Here is a 17,457-nt window from a genome sequence, read left to right as displayed (position 1 = left end):
ACGGCGCTGCGCGCCGGCACCTCTTCTTCCGACAAGAACCTCCTCGACCCGGGCTTCGAACTGACCCTCCGTCCGATGCGCTACCCGGACTTCTACGAGCGCTACCGCGACGCCATCAAGAACACCTGGACCGTCGAGGAGGTCGACCTCCACTCGGACGTCGCCGACCTCGCCAAGCTCACCCCGGGCGAGCAGCACATGATCGGCCGCCTGGTCGCGTTCTTCGCGACGGGCGACTCGATCGTCTCGAACAACCTGGTCCTCACGCTCTACAAGCACATCAACTCCCCGGAGGCGCGCCTGTACCTGTCGCGCCAGCTGTTCGAGGAGGCCGTGCACGTCCAGTTCTATCTGACGCTGCTCGACACCTACCTGCCCGACCCGGACGACCGCGCGGCCGCGTTCGACGCGGTCGAGGAGATCCCCTCGATCCGCGAGAAGGCGCAGTTCTGCTTCCGCTGGATGGACTCGGTAGAGAAGATCGACCGCTTGGAGACCCAGGCCGACCGCCGCCGCTTCCTCCTGAACCTGATCTGCTTCGCCGCGTGCATCGAGGGCCTGTTCTTCTACGGCGCCTTCGCCTACGTCTACTGGTTCCGCTCCCGCGGCCTGCTCCACGGCCTGGCGACGGGCACCAACTGGGTGTTCCGGGACGAGACGATGCACATGAACTTCGCCTTCGAGGTCGTGGACACCGTCCGCAAGGAGGAGCCGGAGCTCTTCGACGACGCGCTCCAGCAGCAGGTCACCGACATGCTGAGGGAAGCCGTCGAGGCGGAGCTGCAGTTCGGCCGCGACCTGTGCGGCGACGGCCTGCCCGGCATGAACACCGAGTCGATGCGCGAGTACCTCCAGTGCGTCGCCGACCAGCGCCTCCAGCGCCTCGGCTTCGCCCCGGTGTACGGCTCGGAGAACCCGTTCGCGTTCATGGAGCTCCAGGGCGTCCAGGAACTGACCAACTTCTTCGAGCGCCGCCCGTCCGCCTACCAGGTGGCGGTCGAGGGCTCGGTGGACCTGGACGAGGACTTCTAGTCCGTACGGATACGAGGAAGGGCCCCGCACTCGTCGGAGTGCGGGGCCCTTCCTCGTACCGGCGTGATCAGGCGTTCGGCACCGTCTCGTAGCGCGGGGTGCCCTCTTCCATCTGGCGGAGGGCGTCCTTGCGGTCGCGCTTGGAGAGGCGGTCGATGTACAGGTAGCCGTACAGGTGGTCCGTCTCGTGCTGGAGGCAGCGGGCGAAGTAGCCGGTGCCGCGTACCTTGATCGGGTTGCCCTGGGCGTCCTGGCCGTGGACCTCCGCGTAGTCGGGGCGGGCCAGTTCGGCGTAGGCGGTGGGGACGGACAGGCAGCCCTCGTTGGACTCGTCCAGGACGCGCTGGTCGGCCGGCAGCTCCGTCAGGACCGGGTTGACCACGACGCCCGTGTGGCGGACGCCCTCGTCGTCGGGGCAGTCGTAGACGAAGACCTTGAGGTCCACACCGATCTGGTTGGCGGCCAGGCCCACGCCCTCGGCGGCCTTCTGGCTGGCGAACATGTCGTCGATGAGCGCCGCGAGCTCGTCGTCGAACTCGGTGACGTCCTTGCACTCCTTGTGGAGCACCGGGTTGCCGACCACCGTGATCGGGCGGGCGGTGCCGCGCTCGCGGTGGGCGAGCTCGCGCGCCTCGCAGTCCTCCGTGTCCACGACGAAACCGTCGTTGGTCTGCGTCTGCTCGTCCGTCTCCTGCTGCGCCATGTCCGGCCGCGCCCTTCTGAAAACCCGATTCCGTCGGAGGACAGCCTACGGGCCCAGGAGGGAAGACTCAGCAGACCTCTTCGAGATCACGCCACTCGCGGCTGTCCGGGCTGTCCGCCACCCAGCCGTCCAGGAGCCCGCGCACCAGACCGGCCGGCGCCGCGAGGCCGCACTCCCGCTCCGGGACCCACAGCTCGCCGGGCGAGCGGTGGCCGAGCGGCCCGGGATGCCCCGGCTCGCTGTGGTCGTGCGGGTCGGAGTGCTCGCCCTCGCCCTCGGCGCTCGGCATGGTCGACTCGGAGCAGGCGCGGCAGAGCAGCCGCACGGAGGACGACCAGTCCTCGGCGGCGAATCCGGCCTCCGCGGCGAGCTGTTCCAGGGCGTCCCGGTCGGCCTCGGTGGCCGCCTCCAGGAGGACCACCCAGGTGGGGACGGGTGAGGGGGCCCACAGCTCGATCTCGTCGAATACCGGGTAGGAGGGTCCGGCGGTGGTGGTCCGCTCGCCGTTCGGCACGCCGTCGTGGAGGACGACCTCGCCCCAGCGGCGGCCCGAGGACGGCAGCGGGATGGAGAGGACCTCGATCCGGGCCGGGTCGAGCCGGCGGCCCCAGACGACCTCGGCCTCGCCCTCGGGCGAGAGGCGGACGGCGGCGCTGCCCAGCTCCATCCCGGCGGGCTCGCCGGTGCCGGAGGCGGCGCCGGGGACCTTGAGGCCGTACGCCTGCCAGGCGCGGCGGGCCAGCGGCCAGTCCTGGAGCGCGGTGGCGGCGATCCCCACGTTCCACCAGTCGGGGGCGCCGCTCTCCTTGTCGAGCAGCGCGACCGCGCGGAGCCCGGCGGCCCGCGCCTGCTCCCAGTCGTGCCGGAACTTGTGCAGCAGTGCCAGGTTGAACCAGGACTCGGAGAGCCAGGGTTCCAGATCCGCCGCCCGCGTGAGCAGCGCGCCCGCGTCCTCGTACCGTCCGTCGCCGATCAGCGTGAACGCGCGGTCGGTGGCCTGCCGCCACGAGGCGGAGGGCCGATGCCGTACCTTCCCGAAGATCTTCACGATTCCCGCCTGCCGGTCGCTTCACCCTCTTGTTCGCATCCAACCATGCCCGGTCGGACGCGCGCTCATTACCCATGGGTTACCCCGTGACGACGGAGGTCACCCCCGCGGGTCCGCCCCGGGCAAGGACCCTGGCCAGGCATTCGACGACGTCCGGGTGGTAGTCGCGGGCGGTACCGAGCCTGAGCCGCTCCAGGGCGTCGAGGGCGGCGCCCGCGCTCTCGCCGCCCGCGAGGTCGTCGTAGGCGTTCACGGCGCGGACGATCCGGGCGGCCAGCGGCTGCTCGCGGTACGGGTCGGCCTGCCGTTCCACGATCACGGCGACGGCCGCCGGGACGCCGGTCCTGCGGACGACCTCGCCGCCCAGGAGGGCGATCCGGCGCTGCTCCTCGGCCGGGAGGAGTGCGGTGGCGCCGCCGTCGACGGGGTCGACGAGGGAGAGCTGCCCGATGTCGTGCATGAGCGCCGCCTGCTCCAGGACGGTCAGCTCGGCCCCGGAGAGGCCGAGCTCCCGGCCGACGGCCGTGCTGAGGGCGGCGACCCGGCGGGTGTGGCCGGGCGGGGTGCAGCCGGCGATCTCGGTGGCGCGGGCGAGGGAGGCGATGGTCTGCCGGTTGACGGTGCGGACGGCCGCGTACCGCCGGAAGGAGACCTGGGTGAGGAGCAGCGGTACGGCGAGCACGGGCAGCGCCCAGAGCCCGGCGGCGGCCACGCCGAGGGCCATGACGGCGCCGGTGGCGCAGACGGCGGAGCCGATGCCGAGGAGGGCGCGGAGTTCGTCGCGGAGGAGGGGGCCGTACGGGAATCCGGTGCGGGCGCGGAGCAGGAGCGCGGCGAGGACGGCGTCGCAGAGGGCGGTGAGGACGAGCAGGAGGAGCAGGAAGAGGGCGTACGGCGGGCCCTGGCCGAGGTGCTCGACGACGACCCCGGAGTTGTAGAGGGGCTGGAAGCAGAGCGCGGCGAAGGCGACGGTGAGGACGCGGCGGGCGAGGTGGTCGGGGCCGGGGCCCCGGCCCCGGGCGAGGTGGGGGACGATCCCGGCGAGTCCCGCGGCGACGACGACGGCGACGATCTGGAGGACGCCGTGGGTGGTGGCGGTGCCGGCGCTCGCCCCGAGGAGGGCGTACGCGAGGGCTCCGGCGGCGGCGAGCGGTGCCGGTTCGCGTTCGCCGGGGGCGGCGCCCCAGCGGGTGAGCTCGCCGAGGGCGACGAGGGTGCCGAAGGCGAGGGCGTTGCCGGGTTCGGCGACTCCGTACCAGAGGGTGGAGGCGAAGCCGGCGAGGCTCAGCAGCAGGGCGGCGCCGTGGACGGCGCCGGCGGTGGCGGCTCCGGGCCTCACGCGCGCTCCTTCGACCAGGCGGGCCTTGGGGCGTCCGCCGCGCGGGGCGGCGGCAGCTGGTCGGGCCGCGGGGGTGTCTCGTCGGCGGTGGTGGCGGACTGCCAGCCGTGCCGGTCCAGGGCGCGGACGAGCGCGGTGACCATCCGGGGGTCGAAGTGGCTGCCGGCGCACCGCTGGAGTTCGGCGACGGCGGTGGGGACGGGGCGGGCCCGGCTGTAGGAGCGGGTGGAGGTCATGGCGTCGAAGGCGTCGGCGACGGCGACCACCCGGGCGAACTCGGGGATCTCCTCGCCGCGCAGCCCGTAGGGGTAGCCGGTGCCGTCCATGCGTTCGTGGTGGTGGAGGATCGCGCCGCGCGCCTCGCCGAGGAAGCCGATGCCCCGGACCATCTCGTGTCCGTACTCCGGGTGCAGTTCGATGACCCGGCGTTCTTCGGGGGTGAGCGGGCCGTCCTTGCGGAGGACCCGGGTGGGGACGCCGAGTTTGCCGACGTCGTGGAGGATGCCGGCGAACCGTACGACGTCGAGCCGGTCCTCGGCCATGCCGAGTTCACGGGCGATCAGGACGGAGGCGTGGCCGACGCGTTCGCTGTGGCCGCGGGTGTAGCGGTCCTTGATGTCGACGGCCTGGACGAGGGCGCGGATGGTGGCCTGGTGGGCGGCGCGTTCGCGGTGGTACTGGGCGAAGACCCAGCAGGAGATGTACATGGGGAGGAGTACGAAGAGCGCCGAGACGGGCCCGTAGGTGCTGCGCCAGAGGACGGCCATCATCAGTCCGGCGAGGCCGTGCACGGCGTGCGGGGCGAGTGCCCGGCCGAGGAGGCCGCGCCAGGCGGCCCGTAGGGGCAGCCCTTCGGCGGTGGCGCGGATGCCGCCGTCGAGGGCGGTGAGGACGAGGCAGAAGGTGAGTGCGGCGGCGCCGGCGGGGAGCAGCGCGTACGGGAAGTCGGGGGTGTCGGGTCCGTGGCCGAGGGCGTCGGTGCCGCCGAGGGCTCCCGCGGTTCGTGCGGCGGCCCAGACGGCGAGGGCCGTGGCGGCGGCGCGCCAGGCGCGGCGGGGCGCGGCCGGGGGTTCGTCGACGCGGGTGAGGAGGCTTCCGGGCAGGGCGGCGAGTGCGGCGGCGGCGGGTGGCAGGAGGAGGGCGGCGGCGAGGAGGACGGGGAAGAAGGAGCCGGTGCCCATGGGGACGGAGCCGCCGAGTGCGCGGCTGAGGTGCGGGCAGCGGGCGGGCAGCTCGCAGAGGGCGTACAGGGCGGCGAGGAGCGCGACCGTGCTCCAGGGGGTGGACGCGCCGGGGTGCAGCGCGGGCAGGGCGCAGGCCCCGGCGCCGAGCAGGGCGCAGCCGATGTACCCGCGGGCCGCCCGTGGAATGACCTTCACGCCCATCACGCGTGCCACGCTAGCGAGCGGGGCGGCGGGGGGCGGCACTCCGGCGGTGATTCGCACCATCGGGTGATACAAGCTGACTTACGGCGGAGGCCGCCGCGTTCGTGCCGCGGCGGCCTCCGTTCCCTCTGCCGGAGGGGTACTACTCCTGCGGTGCCGGCGTCGTCGGGAGGATCGCCGTGATCTCCTGCTCGGGCACAGGGTGCCCGGAGCGGATGAGGTCGATCCGGCCCATGACCTTGGACCGCAGGTCGGTGGGGACGTCGTCACTGCCGCAGCAGCGCTTGACGAGCTTCTTCACCGCCTGTTCGAGGCCGTACTTCTCCAGGCACGGGGAGCACTCCTCGAAGTGCACCTCGAACTTGGTGCAGTCGCTGTCGGGCATCTCTTTGTCGAGGAACTCGTAGAGATGATCCAGGACCTCTGAGCAATCCGTCTCGTGCGGCTCTCCGCAGCTCATGAGCCCGAGCCTTTCAGATCGTTCGACGACTCTCCGGCGCCCGCGGGTACCAGCCCGCGGTCGCGGGCGTAGTCCTCGAGCATGCCGCGCAGCTGGCGGCGGCCCCGGTGCAGTCGGGACATCACCGTACCGATGGGTGTCCCCATGATGTCCGCGATCTCCTTGTACGCAAAGCCCTCGACATCCGCGAGATAGACGGCGATGCGGAACTCCTCGGGAATCGCCTGGAGCGCTTCCTTCACGTCGGAGTCCGGGAGGTGGTCGAGCGCCTGCGACTCGGCGGAGCGCAGCCCGGTCGACATGTGCGACTCGGCGCGGGCGAGCTGCCAGTCCTCGATCTCCTCGGCGGCGCTGCGCTGGGGCTCACGCTGCTTCTTGCGGTACGAGTTGATGAAGGTGTTCGTGAGGATGCGGTACAGCCACGCCTTGAGGTTCGTGCCCTCGCGGAACTGGTGGAAGGATCCGTACGCCTTGGCGTACGTCTCCTGCACCAGGTCCTCCGCGTCCGCGGGGTTGCGCGTCATGCGCAGCGCGGCCGAGTACATCTGGTCGAGGTAGCCGAGGGCGTCCCGCTCGAAGCGCGCGTTGCGCTCCTCGGTCGTCTCCTCGGGGCCGTCGTCGGTCCCTGTGTCGGTCCCAGTGACCGGACCCACCTCCTCCAGCGCGGCGGCGAGCCCGAGGGCGGACCCGCTCGTTTCGGAGGATAGACGAGGAACCGCTCCGCCCGCCGCCCGAATCTGGGCGCCCTTGGGGGCGGGCAGCACTGTCCAGTCGAGGTCAGCGGCCTGCGCACGCTCCGGGCACATGGTCGAACCCATACGACGGACACCTCTTCCTTTGCTCTCACACCGACGCTCTCGACAACAGCGGCCCCCCGTTCCACATTCCCGCTACGGGCGGGGTGTTCGGCGCAGGCCGGTGATCCACTCGGCGACCGCGTCCGCGAGCAGCTCCACGGCCTCGTCCTGGCCGAGGGGCGCGCGCTTGGGCAGGGCGAAGCCGTGGTCGCCGTACGGGACCTCGACGAGCTCGTACGGGCCTTCCGGGTACTCCTCCGGCCGTCCGAAGGGGTCGTTGCCGCCCTGGACGACGAGGGTGGGCAGGCCGGTGCCGAGGAGCTCGTCGGCGCGGGACTTCTCGGGCCTGCCCGGGGGGTGGAGCGGGAAGCTCAGCGCGAGGACGGCGAGCGCGCCGAGGTCCCGGCCGGTGCGGCAGGCGACCCGGGCGCCGGCGCTGCGGCCGCCGGCGATCACCGGGAGGCCGGGCCGGGCGAGGGCGGGCCAGAGGCCGCGCCAGCCGGTGTCCAGGGTCTTGGGGGCGGGGGCGACCTTCTTGCCGGCGACCCGCCAGGGCTGCTCGACGAGGGCGACGGTCACGCCCTTCGCGGGGAGCGCGGCGGCCAGGGCCTGGAGGTCGCGGGCCTCGATGCCGCCGCCGGCGCCGTGGCCGAGGGCGAGGACGGCCCACGGCTCCGTCCCCTCGTGCCAGGTGACGCGGGCCTCACCGGCGTCGGTGGAAACGGTCTCGTTCTGTGTCACGTCGGTCACGGGCTCATCTTGCCGCCCGGCCGTCTCCCCGGCCTGGACGGACGGTCAGAACAGCGTGCCGACCTCCGGGCCCTCCAGCTCGGTGAGGAGTTCGGGTCCGTTGTTGCGGACGTTGCTGACGGCGGTGGCCACCGGGTAGGCCCGCATGAGTCCCCCGGGCGGCGGGGCGAGCAGGCCGCGCAGTTCCTCCGGGTCGGTGCGCGCCGGGTCGAGCCAGGCGTCCCAGCGGTCCTCGGTGAGCATCAGGGGCATCCGGGGGTGGATGTCGGCGAGCGAGTGCGGGCCCTCGGCGGGGGCCACGCCGAGCGGTCCGGTCTCCGCCTCGGTGGTGATCACCGAGCAGGTCACCCACCACGCCGAGGGGTCGCCGTCGGGCAGGGTCCGGTCGCGCCAGAACTCGTACAGGCCCGCCATCGCGAAGACCGAGCCGTCCGCCGGGGTCACGAAGTACGGCTGCTTACGGGGCCGCTTCTTCTTCCCCTCGACCTCCAGGTCGCGCTCCCCCGCCGCGGTCACCCACTCGTAGTAGCCGTCGGCGGGCAGGATGCAGCGGCGGGCCGCGAAGGCCCGTTTGAAGGAGGGCTTCTCGTCCACGGTCTCCGCGCGCGCGTTGATCATCCGGGCGGCGCCCTCCGGCGACTTCGCCCAGGACGGCACGAGGCCCCACTTCAGTGCGCGGAGCTGGCGAACCGGACGCGGGGATCCCGCGTCTTTCACAGGACGCTCGAGAACGGCCCAGACCTCTTTGGTGGGGGCCACGTTCCAGTCGGGGGCCAGAGTCTCCTCCGGCTCCCACTTCTCAATACCGAAGGCGTCGACCAGGTCCTCGGGCCGCCGACTCGCCGCATACCGTCCGCACATACGTGCCAGACTGCCACGATCCCCGACCCCCCGAGGAGCGGCCCGAGACATGGACCTCTTCAGCCCGCAGGACGCGCCGGCCGAGTGGCTGGTGATCGCCACCGGCGTCGCCGCCCTCGCCGTCACCGTGCCCCGCCGCGTCTGGCTCCTGGCCCGCAACGCGATCACCATCGCCCACGAGGGCGGCCACGGCCTCCTCGCCCTCGCCACCGGCCGGCGCCTCGAAGCGATCCGGCTGCACTCGGACACCAGCGGACTGACGGTGAGCCGGGGCCGCCCGACCGGTGTCGGCGTGGTCCTCACCCTGGCCGCCGGCTATCCCGCGGCCCCGCTGCTCGGCCTCGGCGGCGCCGCCCTGCTCGGCACCCACCGGGTCACCCTGCTGCTGTGGGTCGCGACGGCCCTGCTCCTCGCGATGCTCGTGATGGTCCGCAACGCGTACGGGATCCTCACCGTCCTCCTGACGGGCGCCACCTTCCTCCTCGTCTCCTGGCTGACCGGCCCCGACGTCCAGTCGGCCTTCGCCTACGCGGTGGTCTGGTTCCTGCTCCTCGGCGGTGTGCGCCCGGCCTTCGAGCTCCAGGCGAAGCGGCGCCGGGGCGGCACCGGCGACTCGGACGCGGACCAGCTGGCGCGGCTCACCCATGTGCCCGCCGGGGTGTGGCTGTTCTTCTTCCACGCGGTCTCGATCTGCGCCCTGATCGGCGGCGGGCGCTGGCTCCTGCGCTACTGACTCCCCCGTACAGTGAGTTCCATGACCGCAGCTGCTTCCGCGCACACCGATCCGTCCACCGACCTCTGGCCCGCTCCGTACGCGCGCGGCGCCGTCGACGCGACCGTCACCGTGCCCGGCTCGAAGTCGGTCACCAACCGGGCCCTCGTCCTCGCCGCGCTCGCCTCCGAGCCCGGCTGGCTGCGGCGCCCGCTGCGCTCCCGGGACACCCTCCTGATGGCCGAGGCGCTCCGTACCCTCGGCGTGCGGATCGAGGAGACCGTGTCGTCCAGCTCCTCCGCCGCGGGCGAGCCCGACGGCTCGGGCGAGGCCTGGCGGATCATCCCGGCGCAGCTGCACGGCCCCGCGACCGTCGACGTCGGCAACGCCGGTACGGTCATGCGCTTCCTGCCGCCGGTCGCGGCGCTCGCCGAAGGCCCGGTGCGCTTCGACGGCGACCCCCGTTCCCACGAGCGCCCGCTGCACGGCGTGATCGACGCGCTGCGCGCGCTCGGCGCCCGTATCGACGACGACGGCCGGGGCGCGCTGCCCCTGACCGTGCACGGCGCCGGTGGCCTGGACGGCGGGACGGTCGAGATCGACGCCTCCTCGTCGTCGCAGTTCGTCAGCGCCCTGCTGCTGTCCGGCGCCCGTTTCAACCAGGGCGTCGAGGTACGGCACGTGGGCACGCGGCTGCCCTCGCTGCCGCACATCCGGATGACGGTCGACATGCTGCGGGCGGTCGGCGCCCAGGTCGACGAGCCGGAGCACGGCGGCGCGCCCGACGTGTGGCGGGTGACCCCGTCCGCGCTGCGCGGCCGGGACCTGGTCGTCGAGCCGGACCTGTCGAACGCGCAGCCGTTCCTGGCGGCCGCGCTGGTGACCGGCGGCCGGGTGACGGTCCCGGACTGGCCCGCGCGGACCACCCAGCCCGGTGACGCGCTGCGGGAGATCTTCACCGGGATGGGTGGTTCCTGCGAGCTGACCGACGCGGGTCTGACGTTCACCGGCACGGGCCGGATCCACGGCATCGACGTGGACCTCGGCGAGGTCGGCGAGCTGACGCCGGGCATCGCGGCGGTCGCGGCCCTCGCGGACTCCCCGTCGACCCTGCGCGGGGTCGCCCATCTGCGCCTGCACGAGACGGACCGGCTCGCGGCGCTCACCAAGGAGATCAACGAGCTGGGCGGCGATGTGACCGAGACCGAGGACGGTCTGCACATCCGGCCGCGCCCGCTGCACGGCGGTGTCTTCCACACGTACCACGACCACCGCATGGCGACGGCGGGCGCGATCATCGGGCTCGCGGTCGAGGGCGTGGAGATCGAGGACGTGGCGACGACGGCGAAGACCTTGCCGGACTTCCCGAGGATGTGGACCGAAATGCTCGGGGCCTGAACCATGCGGCGTTACGGCAAGCACACCGACGAGGACGACATCCGCCAGCGGCCCAACCGCAAGGGCACCCGTCCCCGTACGACCATCCGCCCGAAGCACGAGGACGCCGTCGAGGGCATGGTCCTCACCGTCGACCGGGGCCGGCTGACCTGTCTGGTCGACGACCGGTTCGTGACGGCGATGAAGGCGCGCGAGCTGGGCCGCAAGGCCGCCGTGGTCGGCGACCGGGTCCAGATCGTCGGCGACCTGTCCGGCGAGCGGGACACGCTGGCCCGGATCGTGCGGATCGGCGAGCGCACCTCGGTGCTGCGCCGAACGGCCGACGACGACGACCCGTACGAGCGGGTGGTCGTCGCCAACGCCGACCAGCTGGCGATCGTCACCGCGCTCGCCGACCCCGAGCCGCGCCCCCGGCTGATCGACCGCTGCCTGGTCGCCGCGTACGACGGCGGTCTCACCCCGCTGCTCGTCCTCACCAAGTCGGACCTGGCGTCCCCGGACACGCTGCTCGACATGTACGGGGCGCTGGGTGTGCCGTACGTGGTGACCACGCGCGACGAGTTCGTGGACGGCGTCGCGGCCGAGCGGGTCCACGAGCACCTCAAGGGGCGGACCACCGCGTTCGTGGGGCACTCCGGCGTCGGCAAGACGACCCTGGTCAACGCCCTGGTCCCGCCGGACAGGCGACGGACCACGGGCGTGGTCAACGCGGTCACGGGCCGCGGCCGGCACACCACGACCTCGGCGCTCGCGCTGCCGCTGGACGACAAGGAGGGCGGCTGGGTCATCGACACCCCGGGCGTGCGCTCCTTCGGCCTGCACCACGTCGATCCGTCCCGGGTGATCCTCGCCTTCCCCGACCTCGTACCGGGTACGGAGGGCTGCCCGCGCGCGTGCAGCCACGACGAGCCGGACTGCGCACTCGACGCGTGGGTGGCGGACGGGCACGCCGATCCGGCGCGCCTGGTCTCGCTGCGGCGGCTGCTCGCGACCCGGGAGCGCCGCGAGGGCGACTGAGCCGCCCGCGTTCACGGCCGACCACGGCGGGTATGTGCATAATCGCACCAAGTGCGACGAAGCAGTCACCGACGGCGTGGGAGGCACTTTCGATGGCGTGGCTGCTGGTGGTGGTCGCAGGCGTCCTGGAGACCGGGTTCGCGGTCTGTCTGAAGCTCTCGCACGGATTCACCCGGCTCTGGCCGACGATCGCCTTCGCGACCTTCGCCCTGGGCAGCTTCGGTCTTCTCACGCTCGCGCTGCGGAAGCTCGACGTGGGTCCGGCGTACGCCGTGTGGACCGGGATCGGCGCGGCCGGGACGGCGATCTACGGCATGGTCTTCCTCGGCGACCTGGTCTCCACGCTCAAGATCGTCTCGATCACGCTGGTGATCCTCGGGGTCATCGGACTCCAGCTCTCCGGCTCCTCGCACTGACCGTCCCGCCCCGCCACGCGCGCGTAGGGGACGACGGGCGCCACGACATGGCTGAGGGCGAGCCGGACGGCGAGTTCGCAGCCCGCCGCCCACCGCTCGTCCGCGCAGGCCACGGTCGCCGCGACCAGTTCGCCCGGCGCGGGCGGCCCCTCGTCGGCGCGGCGCTGGGCGGGGACCGCCGCGGGGCGGGCGCCGGACCTGGCGGGCCTCGGCGCCGGCAGCCGGGCGTCCCAGGCGCCGGTGAGCAGGGCCCGGAGCACGGGGCGGGCGGCGGCCCTGGCCACGATCCACTCGGCGACGGCGGTCAGGTTCCGCTCGGGCGGGGCCGGGGCGGCGAGCAGCCGCCGTACGCCGTGGAGATAGGCGTCGGCCTCCCGCCGCACCAGGGCGCGGGCGAGCCCCTCCTTGCTGCCGAACTCGTTGTAGAGGGTCTGCCGGGAGACCCGGGCGGCCGCGGCGAGGTCCGCCATGCGCACGGCGGACCAGGGCCGGTGCGCGAGCGCGGCGAGCGCGGCGTCGAGCAGGGCCTCGCGGGCGGTCGCCATCGGCACCTCCGGGAGGGAACGGTTCTCCGCCCAGCGTCGGCAGCCGCTCACGCCCTGTCAAGGCCGCCCGTGGACGGTTCTCCGTTCGGTGATCGCGCGGGGATAGAGTGCCGACCATGGCCGATTACCACGATGATCTGCGTCTCGCCCATGTCCTCGCGGATGCCGCCGACGCCGCCACCATGGACCGATTCCAGGCGCTCGACCTCAAGGTCGAGACGAAGCCGGACATGACTCCGGTGAGCGAGGCCGACAAAGCGGCCGAGGAGCTGATCCGGGGTCAGCTCCAGCGGGCCAGGCCGCGTGACGCGATCCTGGGCGAGGAGTACGGCGTGGAGGGCTCGGGCCCGCGCCGCTGGGTGATCGACCCGATCGACGGGACGAAGAACTACGTGCGCGGGGTGCCGGTCTGGGCGACCCTGATCGCGCTGATGGAGGCCGGGGAGACCGGCTTCCAGCCGGTGGTCGGCGTGGTGTCGGCCCCGGCACTCGGCCGGCGCTGGTGGGCGGCGAAGGGCCTGGGAGCGTACACCGGGCGCAGTCTGGCCTCGGCGACCCGGATCGGGGTCTCGAAGGTCGCCACCCTGGAGGACGCCTCCTTCGCGTACTCCTCGCTGAGCGGCTGGGAGGAGCACGGCCGGCTCGACGGCTTCCTCGACCTCACGCGCGCGTGCTGGCGGACCCGGGCGTACGGCGACTTCTGGCCGTACATGATGGTCGCGGAGGGTTCCGTGGACATCTGCGCGGAGCCGGAGCTGTCGCTGTGGGACATGGCGGCGGTGGCGGTCGTGGTGCAGGAGGCGGGCGGTACGTACACGGGCCTCGACGGCCGGCACGGGCCGCACAGCGGCAACGCGGCGGCGTCGAACGGGCTGCTCCACGGTGAGCTGCTGAGCTACCTCAACCAGGAGAACGCGGAGGGCTGAGCGCCGCCGACACCACCGGGGCGCGCCTCGCGCGCCCCCTTGTCAGACTCTCTGCCCGGTGCCACGCTCACAATCCCCCCACTTGTGAACTTGTGAACCGATTCCCATGGGGCGGTTCACCAAGGAGGTGGCTCCGTCCATGCTCGTTCGCGACGCCATGAGTTCGGTGGTCCTCACCATCGGCCCGGCCCACACCCTCCGACAGGCGGCCCGGCTGATGTCGGCGCGCCGCGTCGGCGCGGCCGTCGTCCTCGACACCGACGCCGGCGGGCTCGGCATCCTCACCGAGCGCGACATCCTCAACTCCCTCGCCGTCGACCAGGATCCCGATGTGGAGACCGCGGGTTCCCACACCACCCGCGACGTCGTCTTCGCCGCCCCCACCTGGACCCTGTCGGAGGCGGCCGAGGCGATGACCCGCGGCGGCTTCCGCCATCTCGTCGTCCTCGACGACCGGGGGCCCGTCGGCATCGTCTCCGTACGCGACATCATCCGCTGCTGGATCCCGGTGCACAGCGTCGCCGGCTGAACCGCCCCCCGGACACGCGAGAGCGGGCCGGGTCCCGTACGGGAATCCGGCCCGCTCTCCCTACGACAAGAGCCCTCAGCCGCGCAGGGCCTGGACGGCGGCCTCCAGCCGCTTGCCGAAGTCACCGTCCGCCTGGCGGAAGTTGTTGATGGCCCGCTCGGCGATGTCGTCGCGCGAGACCTTGGCGATGAAGCCCGACAGGTTGTCGATCAGTCGGCTCTTCTCGTCCTCCGACATCAGGCGGTAGAGGTTGCCCGCCTGCACGAAGTCGTTGTCCTCGGAGTGGATCGGCGCCGCCTGGTCGCCGGTGACACCGCTGACCGGGACCGGCTGCCACAGCGGGCGGTCGGTCTGGTGCGGGCCGCCGAAGCTGTTCGGCTCGTAGTTCTTCGCGCCCTTGTGGCGGCCGTCGTAGAGGAAGCCGTCACGGGAGTGGGTGCGTGCCTCGGTGGCGTGCGGGCGGTTCACCGGCAGGTGGTCGGCGTTGATGCCGACGCGGTAGCGGTGGGCGTCGCCGTAGGCGAAGAGACGGCCCTGGAGCATCTTGTCCGGGGACGGACCGATGCCGGGCACGAAGTGCGCCGGGCTGAAGATGGACTGCTCGACCTCGGCGAAGACGTTCTCCGGGTTGCGGTTGAGCTCCAGCTTGCCGATCTCGATCGGCGGGTAGTCCGCGTGCGGCCACACCTTGGTGAGGTCGAACGGGTTGAAGCGGTAGTTCGCCGCCTCGGCCGCCGGCATGATCTGGACCTGCACGGTCCAGGTCGGGAAGTCACCGCGCTCGATGGCCTCGCGCAGGTCGCGCTGGTGCGAGTCGGGGTCCTCGCCCGCGAGGCGGTTGGCCTCGTCCTGGGTGAGGTTCTTGATGCCCTGGTCGGTCTTGAAGTGGTACTTGACCCAGAAGACCTCGCCGGCCTCGTTGTTCCACTGGAACGTGTGCGAGCCGAAGCCGTCCATGTGGCGGTACGAGGCGGGGATGCCCCGGTCGCCGAAGAGCCAGGTCACCTGGTGGGTCGACTCCGGGGAGAGGCCCCAGAAGTCCCAGACGTTGTCCGCCTCTTGCGAGCCCGTGTACGGGTCGCGCTTCTGGGTGTGGATGAAGTCGGGGAACTTGATGGCGTCCTTGATGAAGAACACCGGGGTGTTGTTGCCGACGAGGTCGTAGTTGCCCTCTTCGGTGTAGAACTTCAGCGCCCAGCCGCGGGGGTCGCGGACCGCGTCGGCCGCGCCGAGGTTGCCCGCGACGGTGGAGAAGCGCAGGAAGGTCTCGGTCTCCTTGCCGACCTCGGAGAGGAACGCGGCACGCGTCCACTGCGAGACGTCACGGGTGAGCGTGAAGGTGCCGTAGGCACCCGCACCGCGCGCGTGGACGACGCGCTCCGGGATGCGCTCGCGGTTGAAGTGGGCGAGCTTCTCCAGGAGGAGCTGGTCCTGCACGAGGACCGGACCGCCGACGCCCGCCGTTTCGCTGTTCTGGTTGTCGGCGACCGGCGCGCCGGCCTCCGTGGTGAGCGGTCCCTGCGTCACGTGCGCCTCCTGCGTCATTACTGCGAGTCCTGTCCTTCGGCCGGGCCGGGTGAGCCCCTTGGCCGATGCCGGTTCAGATCCTACGATAGACATTGTCTAAGTCAAGTGAACTTCCAAAGTCACACCCGTTCGGGATCCGGTCCCGTGACTGTTAGGCTGGCCCTCATGAGTGACCTGTTGGAACGACTGCGCGGACGCGGCTGGCGGATGACCGCGCAGCGGCGTGTCGTGGCCGAGGTCCTCGACGGAGATCACGTACACCTGACCGCCGACGAGGTCCACGCGCGCGCGGTGACGCGCCTCCCCGAGATCTCGCGCGCGACCGTCTACAACACGCTGGGCGAGATGGTCGTCCTCGGTGAGGTCATCGAGGTGGCGACCGACGGACGAGCCAAGCGCTACGACCCCAACGCCCACCGGCCGCACCAGCACCTGGTCTGCGGCCGCTGCGGCGCGATCCGCGACGTCCACCCGGGCGGCGACCCGATGGCGGACCTGCCGGACACCGAGCGCTTCGGCTTCACGATCTCGAACGTCGAGGTCACGTACCGGGGCATCTGCCCGAGCTGCGCGACGACGGCCTGAGACGACCGCACAGAGAAAGCCCCCGCTCCGGCGGGGGCTTTTGTCGCGGTGTACGACGAAGGCCCGGATCCGATCGAAACCGGATCCGGGCCTTCGTTGCTACTGAGTAGCGGGGACAGGATTTGAACCTGCGACCTCTGGGTTATGAGCCCAGCGAGCTACCGAGCTGCTCCACCCCGCGTCGGTAAACCTGACTCTACGGGACGGCCCCCGACCAGCGCAAATCCGTTAACGCGGTGGCCGGCCGGCCGTCACGCGGTGAGCTCCTGGTGCAGCGCCTCGCTCAGCCGGGCCGCCCTCTCGGCGACCTCCGCAGGGCCCAGCTCCACCGCGCGGGCGCACCAGCGGCGCCCCTCCGTGAGCTCCCCGCGCCGCGCCGCGAGCAGCGCGAGCCGGAGCGCGGCGCGGCCGTGCCCTGCCCGGGCGGCCCGGGTCCACCAGAGGGCGGCCTCGCGCTCGCTTCCCTCGCGGGCGAGGAGCAGCCCGAGGTTGAAGGCGCCGTTGCGGCTGCCCGCCTCCGCCGCCTCGCGGTACCAGCGGTCGGCCTCCGCCAGGTCGCCCCGCCCGGCGGCGAGCATGCCGACCCGGACCTGGGCGCGCCGGTGCCCCTGCTGGGCGGCCCGCTCGTACCACTCCTCGCACTCGGTCTTCTCCTCCCGGGACGCACCGAGGACGGCGGGGCCCGGGTCGGGGCGACGCGCGTCGAGTACCGAGGCGAGCCGGAAGGCGGCCTCGGCGCTGCCGCCGCCGGCCGCACAGCGCAGGTGCCGCTCGGCGGTCCGCTCGTCACCGTCGCGGAGGGCCGCGATGCCGACCTGGAGGGCCGCCTCGGTGTGCCCGGCGGCCGCGGCCCGCTCGTACCAGACGAGGGCCGTACGGTCGTCGTCACGGCCCGCGTGGAGGATGCCCAGGTTAAAGGCGGCGTCCACGCTGCCCGCCTCGGCCGCCTTGGAGAACCAGGGCTCCGCGCCGTTGGCGTCGCCGGCCTGGAGGAGCAGCACGGCGAGCGCGTTCGCGGCCTCGCGGTGACCCGCGTAGGCGGCCCGCCGGTACCACTGCTCGGCCTGCGGGATGCGGTCCTGGGCGGCGCAGAGCAGCCCGAGGTTGTACGCCCCGTTCACGTCGCCCGCGTCCATGGCGGCCCGGTACCAGCGCTCGGCGGTCTGCTGCTCGCCCCGGGCCGCGTGCAGCGCGCCGAGGGCGTTGGCGGCGTTGCCGTCGCCGTCCTGGGCGGCCCGCAGCCACCACACGGCGGCGCTCTCCTCGTCGCCCGCGTCGCGGAGCAGGAAGCCGAGCGCGCAGGCGGCCTTGGCCTCGCCTTCCTTGGCGGAGAGCCGACGCTCACGCCGCCCGGCAGGGAGGTGGTGCGGCCGAACGCGTCGTAGACGTAGCCCGCGTCGGTGATGCGGTCGGCGCTGTCGAACGTC

At 72.6% G+C, this 17,457-nt stretch carries 19 protein-coding genes and 1 tRNA gene; 8 read left to right on the top strand and 12 right to left on the bottom strand.

Annotation, left to right across the window (positions count from 1 at the left end; all coding sequences use genetic code 11):
• Positions 1–75 precede the first annotated feature (75 nt).
• On the top strand, positions 76–1,032 hold the full coding sequence (locus ABT034_RS24780; protein WP_502973047.1) for a ribonucleotide-diphosphate reductase subunit beta: 957 nt from the start codon (positions 76–78) through the stop codon (positions 1,030–1,032).
• 67 nt (positions 1,033–1,099) lie between these two features.
• On the opposite strand, the gene def is transcribed toward ABT034_RS24780, so the two are convergent.
• The 8 genes from def to ABT034_RS24740 all read right to left on the bottom strand — a co-directional run bounded on the left by def (position 1,100) and on the right by ABT034_RS24740 (position 8,375).
• Positions 1,100–1,735 (bottom strand): peptide deformylase, encoded by a 636-nt coding sequence (gene def, locus ABT034_RS24775; protein WP_351218747.1) that lies wholly within the window; start codon positions 1,733–1,735, stop codon positions 1,100–1,102.
• A gap of 67 nt (positions 1,736–1,802) precedes the next feature.
• Positions 1,803–2,783 carry a tetratricopeptide repeat protein gene (locus tag ABT034_RS24770; RefSeq protein ID WP_351218745.1) on the bottom strand — a complete coding sequence of 327 codons (981 nt, stop codon included), beginning with the start codon at positions 2,781–2,783 and terminating at the stop codon, positions 1,803–1,805.
• Positions 2,784–2,862: 79 nt separating this feature from the next.
• Complete coding sequence (locus tag ABT034_RS24765) at positions 2,863–4,122, bottom strand: HD-GYP domain-containing protein (RefSeq protein ID WP_351218743.1); 1,260 nt, start codon at positions 4,120–4,122, stop codon at positions 2,863–2,865.
• Positions 4,119–5,501, bottom strand: a complete 1,383-nt coding sequence (locus tag ABT034_RS24760; protein ID WP_351218909.1) for an HD-GYP domain-containing protein — start codon at positions 5,499–5,501, stop codon at positions 4,119–4,121. Before ABT034_RS24760 ends, ABT034_RS24765 begins: the two co-directional genes overlap by 4 nt.
• 148 nt (positions 5,502–5,649) lie before the next feature.
• Positions 5,650–5,967: a mycothiol system anti-sigma-R factor gene (rsrA, locus tag ABT034_RS24755; protein WP_351218741.1), complete on the bottom strand. Its 318-nt coding sequence runs from the start codon at positions 5,965–5,967 to the stop codon at positions 5,650–5,652.
• Positions 5,964–6,620 carry a sigma-70 family RNA polymerase sigma factor gene (locus ABT034_RS24750; RefSeq protein WP_030207302.1) on the bottom strand — a complete coding sequence of 219 codons (657 nt, stop codon included), beginning with the start codon at positions 6,618–6,620 and terminating at the stop codon, positions 5,964–5,966. Before ABT034_RS24750 ends, rsrA begins: the two co-directional genes overlap by 4 nt.
• A 237-nt stretch (positions 6,621–6,857) precedes the next feature.
• Positions 6,858–7,505, bottom strand: coding sequence for an alpha/beta hydrolase family protein (locus ABT034_RS24745; RefSeq protein ID WP_502973046.1), 648 nt, complete (start codon positions 7,503–7,505; stop codon positions 6,858–6,860).
• A 54-nt stretch (positions 7,506–7,559) separates the two neighbouring features.
• On the bottom strand, positions 7,560–8,375 hold the full coding sequence (locus ABT034_RS24740) for an SOS response-associated peptidase (RefSeq protein WP_351218737.1): 816 nt from the start codon (positions 8,373–8,375) through the stop codon (positions 7,560–7,562).
• Positions 8,376–8,424: 49 nt separating this feature from the next.
• On the opposite strand from ABT034_RS24740, the gene ABT034_RS24735 reads away from it, so the two are divergent.
• The 4 genes from ABT034_RS24735 to ABT034_RS24720 all read left to right on the top strand — a co-directional run bounded on the left by ABT034_RS24735 (position 8,425) and on the right by ABT034_RS24720 (position 11,918).
• Positions 8,425–9,108 (top strand): M50 family metallopeptidase, encoded by a 684-nt coding sequence (locus ABT034_RS24735; RefSeq protein WP_351218735.1) that lies wholly within the window; start codon positions 8,425–8,427, stop codon positions 9,106–9,108.
• A 21-nt stretch (positions 9,109–9,129) separates the two neighbouring features.
• Positions 9,130–10,485, top strand: coding sequence for a 3-phosphoshikimate 1-carboxyvinyltransferase (gene aroA / locus ABT034_RS24730; RefSeq protein ID WP_351218733.1), 1,356 nt, complete (start codon positions 9,130–9,132; stop codon positions 10,483–10,485).
• A gap of 3 nt (positions 10,486–10,488) precedes the next feature.
• Positions 10,489–11,502 (top strand): ribosome small subunit-dependent GTPase A, encoded by a 1,014-nt coding sequence (gene rsgA / locus ABT034_RS24725; protein WP_351218731.1) that lies wholly within the window; start codon positions 10,489–10,491, stop codon positions 11,500–11,502.
• A 92-nt stretch (positions 11,503–11,594) separates the two neighbouring features.
• The gene (locus ABT034_RS24720) at positions 11,595–11,918 is read left to right on the top strand and encodes a DMT family transporter (protein WP_351218729.1); all 324 of its coding nucleotides are present in this window, start codon (positions 11,595–11,597) and stop codon (positions 11,916–11,918) included.
• Here the strand turns inward: ABT034_RS24720 and ABT034_RS24715 are convergent.
• Positions 11,810–12,463 carry a TetR/AcrR family transcriptional regulator gene (locus tag ABT034_RS24715; RefSeq protein ID WP_351218727.1) on the bottom strand — a complete coding sequence of 218 codons (654 nt, stop codon included), beginning with the start codon at positions 12,461–12,463 and terminating at the stop codon, positions 11,810–11,812. The two genes, ABT034_RS24720 and ABT034_RS24715, sit on opposite strands and share 109 nt — an antisense overlap.
• A gap of 116 nt (positions 12,464–12,579) precedes the next feature.
• On the opposite strand from ABT034_RS24715, the gene hisN reads away from it, so the two are divergent.
• Positions 12,580–13,389 carry a histidinol-phosphatase gene (gene hisN, locus ABT034_RS24710; RefSeq protein WP_351218725.1) on the top strand — a complete coding sequence of 270 codons (810 nt, stop codon included), beginning with the start codon at positions 12,580–12,582 and terminating at the stop codon, positions 13,387–13,389.
• Between the two features lie 139 nt (positions 13,390–13,528).
• On the top strand, positions 13,529–13,918 hold the full coding sequence (locus ABT034_RS24705) for a CBS domain-containing protein (RefSeq protein WP_351218723.1): 390 nt from the start codon (positions 13,529–13,531) through the stop codon (positions 13,916–13,918).
• A 75-nt stretch (positions 13,919–13,993) separates the two neighbouring features.
• Here the strand turns inward: ABT034_RS24705 and ABT034_RS24700 are convergent, their stop codons facing one another.
• Entirely contained in the window at positions 13,994–15,445 is a 1,452-nt protein-coding gene (locus ABT034_RS24700; protein WP_351218721.1) for a catalase, read from the bottom strand.
• A gap of 165 nt (positions 15,446–15,610) precedes the next feature.
• Between ABT034_RS24700 and ABT034_RS24695 the strand changes: the two genes are divergently transcribed.
• The gene (locus tag ABT034_RS24695; RefSeq protein ID WP_351218719.1) at positions 15,611–16,030 is read left to right on the top strand and encodes a Fur family transcriptional regulator; all 420 of its coding nucleotides are present in this window, start codon (positions 15,611–15,613) and stop codon (positions 16,028–16,030) included.
• Between the two features lie 107 nt (positions 16,031–16,137).
• On the opposite strand, the gene ABT034_RS24690 is transcribed toward ABT034_RS24695, so the two are convergent.
• Together ABT034_RS24690 and ABT034_RS24685 are read right to left on the bottom strand one after the other, a co-directional pair.
• Positions 16,138–16,211, bottom strand: a tRNA-Met gene (locus ABT034_RS24690).
• Between the two features lie 70 nt (positions 16,212–16,281).
• Positions 16,282–17,457 (bottom strand): tetratricopeptide repeat protein (locus ABT034_RS24685; protein ID WP_502973042.1); only part of this gene is annotated, 1,176 nt, incomplete at its 5' end.

The organism is Streptomyces sp. NPDC002773 (assembly GCF_040295605.1).
Taxonomy (GTDB): domain Bacteria; phylum Actinomycetota; class Actinomycetes; order Streptomycetales; family Streptomycetaceae; genus Streptomyces.
This window is presented reverse-complemented; position numbering and strand designations above follow the sequence as displayed.